A 12781-nucleotide genomic window follows, 5' to 3' on the forward strand; every position below is an offset into this window, starting at 1 on the left:
ATGATTGAACGTTTAGTAATCAAAAGTACTGACTTATATGAAGAATATATAAATCTTAGGTATCTGTAAATAAATCGAAGCATAAATACTATTTGCAAGTTATCCACCAGTTTCGAAATGCGGTTATCAAGTCGGAGAAAGGCACCTTAAGGTGTCTTTTCTTTATTTTAAAAGGACCTGCTCAATTATTGCGTAAAAAGCATAAAGTAAATTGAATCCGTTAAAATACATGAGTGACCCCTTGTTTTCCCCTCTTATTAAAGGAGGAACTATTATGGGATTTGGTGGTAGTTGTGGCGGCTGTGGATTTTCTGGCGGCTTTGCTTTATTAGTAGTATTGTTTATTTTATTAATCATAGTTGGAGCTTCTTGCTTCTGCTAAACAAACTATCGGAAAAGACACTCTTATATGAGTGTCTTTTCTTTGTAATAAAAAACTCTCCATGAAGGAAAGTTTTTAAGTTTATACATTCAAGTCATCCAAATTAGTTATTTATACAGCACCTTATCACTTTCGGTCTTTAGTGTGACATATAAATAATCCTTCCCCTACACAAAGTTGCTCAACTAACTTTAATTCCTTAGATTTAAAACTTATATAATGAAAACACCTATTCTTAAATCAGAAAATATTAATATAAGTTTATCAACTTCTCAACTTGGTAAAAACTTTAACACATCATCATTAAATTCATTTTCTTACATCAATAGTTAGCTCATCTGTAATCTGCTCAAGACGGAAAAATCTTTTTATATAACGGATATGTGACCAGTTTTCTTCTCCACCAATAATAAATAATTCTTGCGCATCATACATAAATGAAAAGCTTGGATAGAAACTGTCAGCCTTTAATCCAATCTCCCCAGTATTATTGCTGATAATTTTACAGTCTGCTGAATAACTTAATAACGTATAGAGGGAATCTTGTGCTGATTGGAGGAAATACTTCATAAGTGTATTTATATCGTCGCTATTAGTAATTAACACGTTAAAAAAGTTCGTATCCCTTTTCTTATTAGTAAAAATCAGCTCAAAATGAAATGTATTCTCTTCTAAAAAACTTTCAATAAGGTCTCTACACAAATAAGTTTCAAATAACATATACATAGGAAATTTGTTATTTGCACCTATAAATCCTTTAATGATTTCTTCAAATCCTTTATGCTGATTCCAATTCGTTCCCACACCCATCATAATAGGATTATTTAAATAGATAGGATACGGTGATAACCCTTCATCATTTAACATATACACTCGTTTTCCATCTGTATGAAGAGCAGGTTGAGACCCTTTTAGTAAGTATTGAGATAATTGAACATGTAACATATTTACACCTACCTATCATGTAATACATAAACTGTATCTATTAAGTTAGAAAAGCGGATGTACCATTCACATTTTACCGTGTTTGAGCTTGGAGAACTAGAATCATTTTATAAACGAGATCGCAACCATCTTATTGGAGGCTTAAAGATCTCCAGGATAATAAATTAACATCGCACCTACAAATGAACACACTAAACAAAAAATAGCCTCGTATTTTATAACTAGAGGAAAGTTGGTATCAAGCTTTTTTTCCTCTCTTTTACATATCATTTTAAATAAAGCTCTATATAATACATACCCAACAATCGCCCCAAGGGTATTCGTAAATAAATCATCAATATCTGTAATTCTATTATTTAGTAATTGATTTAACTCAATTGCCAATGAAAAAGAGAATCCCGCACATACGGTGTTTTTCATTTTTCTAAACTGTGACCAAATAGTCGGTAATAAAAAACCTAACGGCATAAACAGTACAATGTTCAAAAGATACGTAGTACTACCTGCCGTATCAAATAGAGTCAAGTTGATTTGACTTACACGAATCCACGTTTCATATCTACTTATATCCCATACAGTTGCGATCTGCGTCACCCCATACACTAACGAAAGGTAAAATAGAAAAACATATACCCATAGAAAATGCCCAATAGATATATTTCTTTTCGCTTTAAAATAAAATCCAATTTGAAACACAACACAAAAAATAATAGTAAAAAAATAAGTATACAAATAACCCATCAAAACTTCTGTATGCATGTAGAATCCCCTAACTTTACATTTTCATCTATGACTTTATCGTTTTTAGTCTCCTTCTTGATGTAACTCATTTATAGGATAGGAAAAACTTTTAAAATAAAAAATGGGGTAAACATAAAATTTTTCTTAAATTTTATATTGGGTTTTATTATTACTCTTCTTAGGAATCCGCCATTGATAGCTAGGCAACAACATGCTTAAACCTAACAATATTATCATTTTTGCACGTAATCCTCGTAGTACTTTAACCGATGAAGCATATATAAAATCATGTGAATCGTTTGTTCAGTTAACACATGAAATTAAGAAATATATGACATACTATAATCATTCTTGCCATCAATAGAATTTAAAGAAGATGACTCCTGTTTGCATACAGAAATCATCTTTTTTAGGTTGCCTAACTTTTTTTAGAATGTCCTTTACAAAGGGTACAGATCCAGAGCACCTTATTCCTATTCAAGGGGATCAAATATACCTTCTCCCCTTAAAATCATCAAAACCCATTTACAAATCTATAAAAGTAGATATAATATCCTTATGGAACCTTTATTGATTTATAAAGCATTGTCAAATGAAACAAGATGTCAAATTTTATCATGGTTGAAAAATCCAGAAAACCATTTCGATGAAAAACCTTATCTAGAGCAAGGCCTTAGCTTTCAAGTTGGAGTGTGCGTAGGAGATATCCAGCTTAAAACTGGCTTAGCCCAATCGGTTATTTCTAGTTATTTATTAACTATGAAAAAAGCAGGCTTACTACAATCTGACCGAATTGGAAAATGGACCTACTATCGCCGAAATGAAAAAACAATACGAGAGTTTTCTGAATACGTTCAAAACGAATTATAAAATGAAAGCTAATAATTAATTGATTATTAGCTTTCACACATTCTGCTTTTTTATAAAATTGCACTACCTATAAAAGCAAGAAACATAGAAAGGAGAAAATTTTTTAATATATCATATCTAGTTATTTAGATATCTGTTATTGTATTTCGAATTACATAATCCTGATAATATTGGCATCCAATCATGCTTGTAATAATGCTTATTTGTTAATGAATTTACTTTCAAAATACTGATACGAATGGAGAGGTTTATAAATGAAAAAAGTAAATCCTTTACTTATTCTGACACTCGCAATAGGTGTGTTCGGAATTATTACTACCGAGATGGGTATTGTCGGCGTATTACCACAAATCACTCAAAAATTCGGAATTTCAACTACACAAGCTGGATTTTTAGTAAGTATATTTGCACTAGTTGTTGCTATTTCTGGTCCGTTTTTAATTCTGCTCGTCTCTAGTATGAATCGCAAAATAATTTTATTATCAGCAATTTTCATATTTGTTATTTCAAATATAATCTACGCTTATACAACACAATTTGAAATCATGCTTATTTTTCGTATTTTACCGGCAGCACTTCACCCACTCTTCTTTTCAATCGCCCTTGTAACAGCTGCTAAACTTGTCCCTCCAGAAAAGAGCGGTCAAGCGGTTACAAAAGTTTTCATGGGAATTACTGTTGGCTTTGCTTTAGGTGTACCACTAACCTCTTACCTTGCAGATCAATTTTCACTCGAAATTGCTTTCTTATTCGGAGCGCTTGTTAACACTCTTGCATTCATTGGAATACTAATCTTACTTCCTTCTATGCCTGTTAAAGAAAAAATGTCTTTCGGCAAACAAATTCGTATACTCGGCAAACCAGGATTATGGTTAAATATTTTAACCGTCACATTCCTTTTTGCAGCCATGTTTTCCGTATACAGCTACTTCGCTGAATACCTTGCAAAGGTAACTTCCATGAATGGATCTCTCATCAGTATCATGCTATTCATATTTGGTATCGTTATGATTTTAGGTAATCATTTATTTGGTAGTCTCCTGCAAAAAAGTATAGTAAATACAGTAATATTATTCCCTATCCTATATTCTATTGTTTACATATTGGTTTATTATTTAGGTTCCTACCTTGTTCCAATGATTTTTATCGTATTCATTTGGGGAATCGTACATGCTGGTGGATTAATTGTTGGTCAAACATGGTTAATAAGCGAAGCAAAAGAAGCGCCTGAATTTGGTAATAGTCTATTCGTTTCATTCTCAAATCTCGGAATTACTCTAGGAACAACAATTGGAGGCTGGTTCATTTCAAACTTAGGTATTCACCAGCTTATTTGGAGCGGATTTATATTCACACTACTTTCATTTCTATTAATTATAATAAAACTAAAATTTTTCAATTCTAATAGCGAGGCTTCATTATCAAGCTAGTACACTTTCAGTTCCAAATTTGATAAAAAAAATTATAAATTCTTCTCTATATTAAATTTTATAAACTAAAAAGTATAATGCTCAAAGCCTTTAGCCATAATTACGACTAAAGGCTTTTTTGTATATAAAGTGGAACTTTAATCAGTGGGGGCTTTGTTCATCTCCCCACTGATTATTAGCCTTCACCAATCGGGCGTTTACGGGCAGTTAATGCGGAATAAAAATAAATCTAAAAGGAGGTAATTTTATGGAACATAATCAAAATGGAGTACTTGCTTTAATCGTTTTGTTTTTAGTATTAGTGTTTTTTGTTAGTGGCATGGTTTATCATTTATGGGGTTCTTTTTAATTTCAACTTTTAAACAAATAAATAATTCAAAAACTAAAACGTGTCTTGTAATTATCGATATGGCATATTTCCCAAAACAACAAAACATAGATTTGAATTTTATTTCTCAATGGACAAAATAACTTAACATGGTAAAATAATATTTGGACGGGAGTCCAATATTATTAAAATTAAGATGGTTCAAGTCGGAGGAAGGCACCTTAGGGTGTCTTTTCTTTTTTGTTAATTAATAGATTGTTCTCTTCTAGGTGACTCTTTAAAATATAAATTTTAATAAAAAAGACGCTCATGCAGGCGTCTTTTTTCAATAAGTCATAAATATGTTTTTTCTAAAACACTCGTTAATCGACCATAAAGCAAAGCTTCATCTATTAACACCGGTTATGTACTAAACTTTTTATTATTTCGGCATTCTAGACAATCTTATGAATACTCCTAAACCTGCAAAAAAAAAGCCTAAACAGAGCAAACTACCTGGACTTCCCCAAACTATTTCATTAATCACATTATATACCCCCTATAATTTATAAACACTGTACTATTTTACCATATAAATATAAATACAGATAATTGAATTTTCTTTTTAAAAACAATCATTAATCGACCATATAATGTCTCCTGATATTCATACAAATATCTAAACATCGCAAATATACATTTCACTGACAAGAATTAATAGACTGATTTTTCTGCTTTTACAGCAAGACTCTCCATGAAATTGCTAATTGAAGAAAATTGAAAAAAGACGCATTTAGATTGATGCGTCTTTTGGCGATGTCTCTTTTGTGAAATCATATAAAGCTATTGCACCTAAAATAACAAGTATGCTTTCAGGAGCATCTATCAAAATAGTTTTCCAAATTCCTGGTATTATCCATTTAATATCTGCTGCTGTTTCAAGATATGTTTGAAAATAACCGATTGTAAAATCAATTACAGATAAACATACAAATAATGTTAGACAAAATCGAATTAATTTCTTATTTTTAAACATGTAACACCTCTCAAAATTCATTGGATATTCCTACTTTTGGTTCGTTATATATTTACATCCTTATATTTGATTTTAACATACAAAAAATCCAAATAAATACAATATGCATATTTACATATCATATTGACAGTATTCAATTAAATAAGAATTTGCTTTTCCATTCAGTATCCTTTCTATCCTCTTCATTATAATCAAGAAGACACTCTTTCATTATTTTTGTATCTCTCGGTAACCTTTTTTCTAACTTTGACCATCCGTCGAAGATCATTTTGTTTGGCAAAGGACACACACATCCTGTAATACAATCCCAAAAAGCATCCCAGTTTTCCCCGTACAAATCAGGAAACTCAAGCTTCTCTTTAAGAAGTAAATGCAATTCTTTTGCATTATAAATGTTGCTTACATCTATGACAATAATTGATTCCTGTTCATTACTCAATTATATATAAATCACGCTTAGTTAAATTGGGTTGATTTTATAAGGAGTCAAAAACCTCTAAATGTTTATTTTATAATTATATAAATAATCCTAACATCTCCAAAAATTGATATAATGATACAGTTATTAATAGCAATCAGGGAGATATACAGCATGCACGATACACATATGCCAAAAGAAATAGGAATGACTAAGAGGACTCCATTCGCTTCGATACCGAAGAAATTCAACGGTATTGGTAAGATTGTTAAAAAACAAACAAAAGTGGAGCGCCCTACATTAACCCAAGACGAACAAGAAATTATTGAAAACAAGTTAATATGTTCATTTCTTTCTGAAGAGAAGATATTGATTACTTATTATAGAGATGGTCATTTGCTTACTAGATATGTGACTGTAACTGACATAAATCCGATAAAGAATTTAATAACTTGCACTGATGTATCTTATAACAGAGTTTTCCTTAAATTTATAGATATAATTGATTTGAGATAAAAAACATACAATTTTTCAAATATATCCGGGAATAAAAATGAAAGAATCTTGTATTCTAGGTTAAATACAGATAGAGAAAAAGTGTAAGTTCTTGTGAGAGTTAGCAAGATAAAGGCTGTTTGTTTATGTTTTGGACTGTCTGTTATGGTTATCGAATTTACAAATACAAAAGAGGAACAGAACACAATAGAGAAAGCTAAAGAAGCATTTAGATAATAGTTGAAGACGCCCGATTAAGGACGGCTTCAACTATTATTTAACTTTGATATATTCATACCACCATTTACCACCTGATCAAATATCCATCCACCAAGTAATCTTATCTAACTCTGTATTAGGTAGGACATCGGTTTGGATATAACATAGTCCAGAAAGTGAATCAGCATTAACGCTACCTTTTATTCCTCGTTCTGCCATAGCTTGAATAGCGTCATCTAAGGAGTTAGTACCGAATCCACCTGACTTAACGTATTGATATCCGCATTAGAACCGCCGTTTCCATCAAAATTCCCACAGTTTGTCCCGTTAGAGCGTATAGTCATACCCCCTCCTTATGGTAATTCCTTTTGTAAATCTTTTTATTTAAATGTATAATTGTATGAAAAGTTCTAAAACTTTGAATCGAGGTGAAAAGCATGAGAAGTTTTGGCTCATTAATGATCTCTACTATCTGCTCAATAATCCTTATAATTTGGAATGCCTATTCCTTCTATGATGGATTCACGATGGGACATACGTATTACTGGGTTAATGGCATCGCAGCTGTTATCTTCTTTCTATTCTTTATCGTAAACATGCGAGAGATCAGCAAGAAAAACTATAGAACCTCAGAACAATAGGAGTTGATACATATGTGGGAAAAAATTAAGAATTATAGATTGAGCTTAAAAGATTTAAAGTTCATGTTATGGCTGTTCGGTATTACATGCTTTATATACAGCTACAATTTCATTGTAGGACTTGCTTTTGTCCACAAATTCCAAGTTTATGATTTAGGTGGTGCTATAGCGACATTCGCTGCATTTATGGATACTAGAAATAGGATTAAAAATAAAAAATATAAAGCAGCTTAATATAAAAAGGAGCCTTTGCGGTTTCCTAGCCCCATTGTTATTCCTCGCTTTCTACTTGTAAATTTCTATTTCAATTGAATATGCAATATTTCATATTTCATTATTTTAATATTTCTTTATTAACTATCATTTTCTAGTTCATCATTAATATCCATTGATAAATCAACGTTTGGAATTTAATTCCTTATATTAAACCCCGACGAGATACTTTTAAACACTTTATTCAAATAATTATATTGGAATTTCTTGTTCTACACATCTATACGTATTTTGTGTATTATATAGCAGAAGAGTAAGGTAAGAGTTACTCTTTGCCATTTTAGAAAAGGTCCTGTTGGAGACGACAGGACCTTTTTTGTTCGAATTTCAATAAAATAATTCTTAAATTCCATCTCATTGGAAATAACTATATAATGAAACTGATTAAATATTAGGAGTGCTATTAATGTCTGATATAATCCGTCTCTTAATTATCATGATGATTGCAACCTTTTTATTTTCTTCCATAATAATGGAGTTTAAAAAACCTCAAAAAAGCATGTTTTGGTTCTCAATTGAAGTCTTGTCTCTCCTCGGAGTTTTACTGCTAATAAAGGAATTTTTTATCAATCATATAACATAGACCCCTGAATAAAATCCAATATTCCGTCAATACTGAAGACAACCGATTAAGTTACTTTCTCCTTGTTCCCCCTTGGAGAACCGAGCAGTTAGCTTTTGCTAGCTGCTATTTTTACAAATACTAATTAATTAACACAAGTACATTTCAGAAAAACTTCGTATAATGGTGTATTCCTTTCTTTGAGAAAACGAAACTCGTCACAAGGGCTCTTTTATGAAGGGCTCTTTTTGTGTTTCAAATACATACAAAATGAAATTTTTATTAAGTTCACTACCGTATAACTTTTCCAATCTTGTTTACACTATAACTGTAATCTAAAGTTACACATCATTACTTGTAGGGCCTAATTTCTTTTGTACAACAAGTAGTTAGTTAATTGAACTAGCTACTTTGTTGTGCCAAATGTAGTTTTTATTAGGTATTTGCACCTCAATGAATAACTCACATATATTATCATGTGTGCCACACTACTCTCTGAGGGCCCAACTTACTGAGAGCACTACTTGAAGGTGCTCTTTTTAGTTTTGTCTGAATAAATCCCCAATTTCTGTCCATACTTTGAATACGCCAATCTGTAACAATTGATTTTCCTCCAAAATGGGGCAGTTAGCTTTTGCTGACTGTTCTTTTGTTTGAAATTAAAATAGCGTTTTTGTTCCAAATGATGCCCTCATTTATTTGGACGCATTTACCAGTATTTTTACCAAAAAATTCATGATATCGTTAATTAGTCGAGTACGTCATTACTTGACGATTACCCTTAGGAGCCCCGCAGACAATCGGGGTTTCTTTTATTTAAATCCATTTTCTCTTTTAGGGTGATATAGTCCTTAAGATCTTGTTAAACCTGTGCAATTACGGTTGGAACTTCATTCTGTTTGACACATATCCCCAGGCTATCTGGACATGATAAAAGATGAGGTGACTGACATGAAGGATAAAATATTAGAATTAGTACCAGAATCGGTAAAAAAATTACTCCAGAAAAAAGTTAAAGATGGAAACCGATGCATCATTGATTTGGTTGTGGATGATGCAACTGCTTATGGATTTGAACCTGAGCAAGTAATCCCCTGTATCATGGCGGGTTATTATGTTTATGAATCTACCACCTATCCCAGTGAAATGGAGGAAGAATGGAAGCTGAACTTGGTTTTTCATGCGGCCAATCGCTCGGCAATGAAGCTTCTGTCTTATGGGAAGTATAAAGCGAAACAATCTGAAAGTGGATGGATGCGATATACAAATCCATAAGGTTTACTTAACATACACTAACTAGCTTGGTGAGCATGAGGCAACGTCACATGCCCATCGACTTGAGATCTTGAAATACCCCCAAGTATTTTGGTGAAAAAAAGCAACATTTAAGTTCCTCATGACATTTTTCTTATATAAGTTGTAACATTGCCTAAACAACAACTACCTTGTGGATTGTTTACTTCACAACCACATCGATTTTCTCTTATGTTTTCGCGAATATGCTCTACTGGATTAGGAGTAAGTCCATTTTCTACATATTGTTTGATTTTTTCTTTTGTCCAATCAAAACAATAACAAATTGGTGTAGTTGCTGAGTCATCTTTTTGATTTACAGCTACCTTTATGTCAAATACAAAGTATTTTTTATTATTCGTATCAAAATAGACTACATCACAATCTTCGTTTGAACAAAAATAGTGATTTTCTTTAGCATTTAATGTTTCTAATGCAGATGGTTTAAGCAATGATTTTAGTGTAATCAACTTTACATTCTTAGCTTTATTTTTACATGATGGACAATGACCATTATTTTCAATTTTTATTCCTTTAGGGTTACTACAACAATCTTCCATTATTCTTCCACCTTTACAATTTATTATTTTTATAAATATTCTTCTGCTTTCTTTTCTGAATCTATTAAAGTTTCGATAATAAGATATTGCATCTATTTCACCTCATATAAAGTATAAACCCTGTGCCATAGTACAGGGTTAAGGAAAGTATTATTTACTATATTATCGATTTACTTTCTTAAAATAAACTGTCATTATTCAATAAGCCTTTTTCAACAATTTGCTCCGATTGCAAAATTCTAAAACTACATTTAGAGCGATTAACCTTTATCACCACGTAACTCTTTACTACAACGTTTTACAAAAAACGCTGTTATTAAAATAATAATTCCTATACTCAAAACAAGTAATTGATCGAGTGCAATCACATCACGAAAAATCCAACGAGAAACAAAACCGAAGCTAGACATGCACACACATATAAACCCAAAATAATTTAACCATCTATGTACATTTTTCATTCATCCCCCTCCTTAAACTACATTTTATCATTCCCTCCTGTTTTTGGGTGTGAGTGCTGGCTAGTCGTGTCGTGATACCCCTATTTAGGGCTTTTTCTTTTTTCTCAATGACCAATATTACTTAACATGGTAAAATAATATGTGGATGGGAGTCCAATACATATTATTAAAATTAAGATGGTTCAAGTCGGAGGAAGGCACCTTAGGGTGTCTTTTTTTTATTTTCAAAAGGACCTGCTCCATTATTGCGTAAAAAACATAAAGTAATTTGAATCCGTTAAAATACATGAGTGACCCCTTGTTTTCCCCTCTTATTAAAGGAGGAACTATTATGGGATTTGGTGGTAGTTGTAGTAGTTGTGGCGGCGGCTTTGCTTTATTAGTTGTATTGTTTATTTTATTAATCATTGTTGGAGCTTCTTGCTTCTGCTAAAAAACTATTGGAAAAGACACTCTTATATGGGTGTCTTTTCTTTATAATAAAAAAGCTCTCCATAAAGGAAAGTTTTTAGGTTTATACATTCAAGTCATCCAAATTGGTTATTTACACAACACTTTATTTCTTCACATCTCTCATGCTGTAATATCCTAAATTAATAATAATCAAGAAATACCCACCCATAATTCCAGCAGCAAATGTCCAAATGAAATTATGGTGTTCAATTTCATACATAATAATCGCACCGAGTATCGCGGCTGCAAATCGATTCATCATTCCAAGCATCGGTGCTTTTTCTTTTTTTACAATGCTATCTCCGAACTTTTCAATACGCCTCCCTAAAATCCATACACAGTACATACTAACTAGAAGGCCAATGCTTATCCCTACAAAATGGGCTGAGAAAGGTGTCATAAACCACCCCAATAACATCACGCCTAGCAAACAATATATTTGTATGTTAAATGATTTTAGTGCCATACGAATCATGTTATACTCCTTATCTTTCTCATTATATTTACGTATCATCAATTATGTCTGCTACTATTCATCTTTTATCTCTCTCCCCAATAACACGGGGGAGTTTCTGAGAACCCTAACTTACAAGTAATCAGTTCCATGTTGTCAAAACTGTCTTGAATCATTTTAAAGTTAATTTTTCCAGTTAGAATCTTTTCGATCATTCAACGTCTTCTTATTCACGGATAATTCCTACACCTCTGCCGATAGTAATAAAAGTGAAGCACCATAAAAATGCACCAATCGCAGCGAACAATATATACGTTTTCAAATTCATTTTGCTAACGCCTGAAAGGTAACATGTTATATGTCTAGTGCCTGGAATGAAATACCCAAAAACAAGAGAATAGGGACCATATTTCTCCATCCATTTTGCAACTTTGTTCATTCTCTTTTCCTTCAAACCAATCCATTTTCCATACTTATCAATGAAAGGACGCCCTGCCTTTTTGCCGATCATGTAACTGATCACCGTACCCAACAACGCTCCTACAAAGCTGACTAAAATGGCAAGTTCATAATTTAAAACATTAATATTCGTAAAGTAACCTACTACTGTCATTATGACTTCATCAGGGATTGGTAATCCTACAATTCCAAGAAGAAGCATCAAAAAAATAGCGAGGTAACCATAGTCTGTTATAACCTGCTGTACTAATTCCATCTTTCAGACTCCAATTTTTCCGATATATCTTTTTTAAAATGTGGGAATTTGATTTTGCTCACCATTAAATAAGCGAGTATACACGTACCAAACGCCACAGAAACTGGATTATTCAAAAAGCATAAAATGAGAAGACACATTGCAGCAAATGGAATGGGCATGCCTATAAATGTCGGGAGTGTGCTTTGTTGCGTGTTAAATCTCGCAAGTCGAAGCATTCCACAAACACTGTAAGCAAGCGCACATAACATCCCGATAGACTGCAAATCTTTTAAAGCGACACTATATGCAAGAATAGACGGTGCTACACCAAAAGTAACTAAATCCGCAAATGAGTCTAACTCTCCACCTATTTCCGAAACAGCATCAAGTTTCCGAGCGACCATGCCATCAAAAAAATCAAATAACATTCCTGTAATAATAAAAACTGCTCCCAAATACATATCGTGAACGAAAACAGCATAAATAGCCAAAAGCCCACATACAAAATTTGCTATCGTAATCATATTTGGTATGTAACTCATAA

At 32.2% G+C, this 12781-nt stretch carries 17 protein-coding genes and 2 pseudogenes; 9 read left to right on the forward strand and 10 right to left on the reverse strand.

Annotated elements, in window-relative coordinates:
- Positions 1–274: 274 nt before the first annotated feature.
- On the forward strand, positions 275–382 hold the full coding sequence (locus SJY24_RS25530; protein ID WP_000505673.1) for a YjcZ family sporulation protein: 108 nt from the start codon (positions 275–277) through the stop codon (positions 380–382).
- A 309-nt stretch (positions 383–691) separates the two neighbouring features.
- On the opposite strand, the gene SJY24_RS25535 is transcribed toward SJY24_RS25530, so the two are convergent.
- Positions 692–1327, reverse strand: a complete 636-nt coding sequence (locus SJY24_RS25535; protein WP_377866637.1) for a hypothetical protein — start codon at positions 1325–1327, stop codon at positions 692–694.
- A 141-nt stretch (positions 1328–1468) separates the two neighbouring features.
- On the reverse strand, positions 1469–2086 hold the full coding sequence (locus tag SJY24_RS25540; protein WP_377866638.1) for a VanZ family protein: 618 nt from the start codon (positions 2084–2086) through the stop codon (positions 1469–1471).
- A 244-nt stretch (positions 2087–2330) separates the two neighbouring features.
- On the opposite strand from SJY24_RS25540, the pseudogene SJY24_RS25545 reads away from it, so the two are divergent.
- From SJY24_RS25545 to SJY24_RS25555, 3 genes and pseudogenes are all read left to right on the forward strand, one after another.
- Positions 2331–2432: pseudogene (locus tag SJY24_RS25545) on the forward strand (TetR family transcriptional regulator); the annotation flags it as partial.
- Between the two features lie 194 nt (positions 2433–2626).
- Positions 2627–2938: an ArsR/SmtB family transcription factor gene (locus tag SJY24_RS25550; protein ID WP_000433541.1), complete on the forward strand. Its 312-nt coding sequence runs from the start codon at positions 2627–2629 to the stop codon at positions 2936–2938.
- Positions 2939–3192: 254 nt separating this feature from the next.
- Positions 3193–4368 carry an MFS transporter gene (locus tag SJY24_RS25555; protein WP_377866639.1) on the forward strand — a complete coding sequence of 392 codons (1176 nt, stop codon included), beginning with the start codon at positions 3193–3195 and terminating at the stop codon, positions 4366–4368.
- Positions 4369–5468: 1100 nt separating this feature from the next.
- Here SJY24_RS25555 and SJY24_RS25560 read toward each other — a convergent pair.
- Positions 5469–5732 (reverse strand): DUF3937 family protein, encoded by a 264-nt coding sequence (locus tag SJY24_RS25560; RefSeq protein ID WP_002087256.1) that lies wholly within the window; start codon positions 5730–5732, stop codon positions 5469–5471.
- Positions 5733–5844: 112 nt separating this feature from the next.
- Entirely contained in the window at positions 5845–6150 is a 306-nt protein-coding gene (locus SJY24_RS25565) for a barstar family protein (RefSeq protein WP_377866640.1), read from the reverse strand.
- A gap of 153 nt (positions 6151–6303) precedes the next feature.
- On the opposite strand from SJY24_RS25565, the gene SJY24_RS25570 reads away from it, so the two are divergent.
- Positions 6304–6645 (forward strand): YolD-like family protein, encoded by a 342-nt coding sequence (locus SJY24_RS25570; RefSeq protein WP_377866641.1) that lies wholly within the window; start codon positions 6304–6306, stop codon positions 6643–6645.
- 294 nt (positions 6646–6939) lie between these two features.
- Here SJY24_RS25570 and SJY24_RS25575 read toward each other — a convergent pair.
- Positions 6940–7183 (reverse strand): annotated as a pseudogene (locus tag SJY24_RS25575) (N-acetylmuramoyl-L-alanine amidase C-terminal domain-containing protein); the annotation flags it as partial.
- 97 nt (positions 7184–7280) lie between these two features.
- On the opposite strand from SJY24_RS25575, the gene SJY24_RS25580 reads away from it, so the two are divergent.
- The 3 genes from SJY24_RS25580 to SJY24_RS25590 all read left to right on the forward strand — a co-directional run bounded on the left by SJY24_RS25580 (position 7281) and on the right by SJY24_RS25590 (position 9594).
- The gene (locus tag SJY24_RS25580; protein WP_377866643.1) at positions 7281–7484 is read left to right on the forward strand and encodes a hypothetical protein; all 204 of its coding nucleotides are present in this window, start codon (positions 7281–7283) and stop codon (positions 7482–7484) included.
- Between the two features lie 12 nt (positions 7485–7496).
- On the forward strand, positions 7497–7718 hold the full coding sequence (locus SJY24_RS25585) for a hypothetical protein (RefSeq protein WP_377866645.1): 222 nt from the start codon (positions 7497–7499) through the stop codon (positions 7716–7718).
- Positions 7719–9270: 1552 nt separating this feature from the next.
- On the forward strand, positions 9271–9594 hold the full coding sequence (locus SJY24_RS25590) for a hypothetical protein (protein WP_097906437.1): 324 nt from the start codon (positions 9271–9273) through the stop codon (positions 9592–9594).
- A 119-nt stretch (positions 9595–9713) separates the two neighbouring features.
- Here the strand turns inward: SJY24_RS25590 and SJY24_RS25595 are convergent, their stop codons facing one another.
- Together SJY24_RS25595 and SJY24_RS25600 are read right to left on the reverse strand one after the other, a co-directional pair.
- Entirely contained in the window at positions 9714–10172 is a 459-nt protein-coding gene (locus tag SJY24_RS25595; protein WP_377866646.1) for a putative iron-sulfur cluster-binding metallochaperone, read from the reverse strand.
- Positions 10173–10432: 260 nt separating this feature from the next.
- Entirely contained in the window at positions 10433–10633 is a 201-nt protein-coding gene (locus SJY24_RS25600) for a hypothetical protein (protein ID WP_002158997.1), read from the reverse strand.
- Positions 10634–10964: 331 nt separating this feature from the next.
- On the opposite strand from SJY24_RS25600, the gene SJY24_RS25605 reads away from it, so the two are divergent.
- Positions 10965–11066, forward strand: a complete 102-nt coding sequence (locus SJY24_RS25605; protein WP_000505688.1) for a YjcZ family sporulation protein — start codon at positions 10965–10967, stop codon at positions 11064–11066.
- Between the two features lie 123 nt (positions 11067–11189).
- On the opposite strand, the gene SJY24_RS25610 is transcribed toward SJY24_RS25605, so the two are convergent.
- The 3 genes from SJY24_RS25610 to pssA all read right to left on the reverse strand — a co-directional run bounded on the left by SJY24_RS25610 (position 11190) and on the right by pssA (position 12779).
- The gene (locus SJY24_RS25610) at positions 11190–11561 is read right to left on the reverse strand and encodes an ATP synthase subunit I (RefSeq protein ID WP_377867311.1); all 372 of its coding nucleotides are present in this window, start codon (positions 11559–11561) and stop codon (positions 11190–11192) included.
- Positions 11562–11766: 205 nt separating this feature from the next.
- Positions 11767–12255, reverse strand: a complete 489-nt coding sequence (locus tag SJY24_RS25615; protein ID WP_377866647.1) for a DedA family protein — start codon at positions 12253–12255, stop codon at positions 11767–11769.
- A complete protein-coding gene (gene pssA, locus SJY24_RS25620; RefSeq protein ID WP_377866648.1) occupies positions 12246–12779 on the reverse strand; it encodes a CDP-diacylglycerol--serine O-phosphatidyltransferase in 534 nt (177 codons plus the stop codon). The genes SJY24_RS25615 and pssA overlap by 10 nt, the downstream gene beginning before the upstream one ends.
- Positions 12780–12781 lie beyond the last annotated feature (2 nt).

The sequence above is a fragment of the Bacillus sp. R86525 genome, from assembly GCF_042466195.1.
In the GTDB taxonomy this organism is placed as follows: Bacteria; Bacillota; Bacilli; order Bacillales; family Bacillaceae_G; genus Bacillus_A; species Bacillus_A nitratireducens.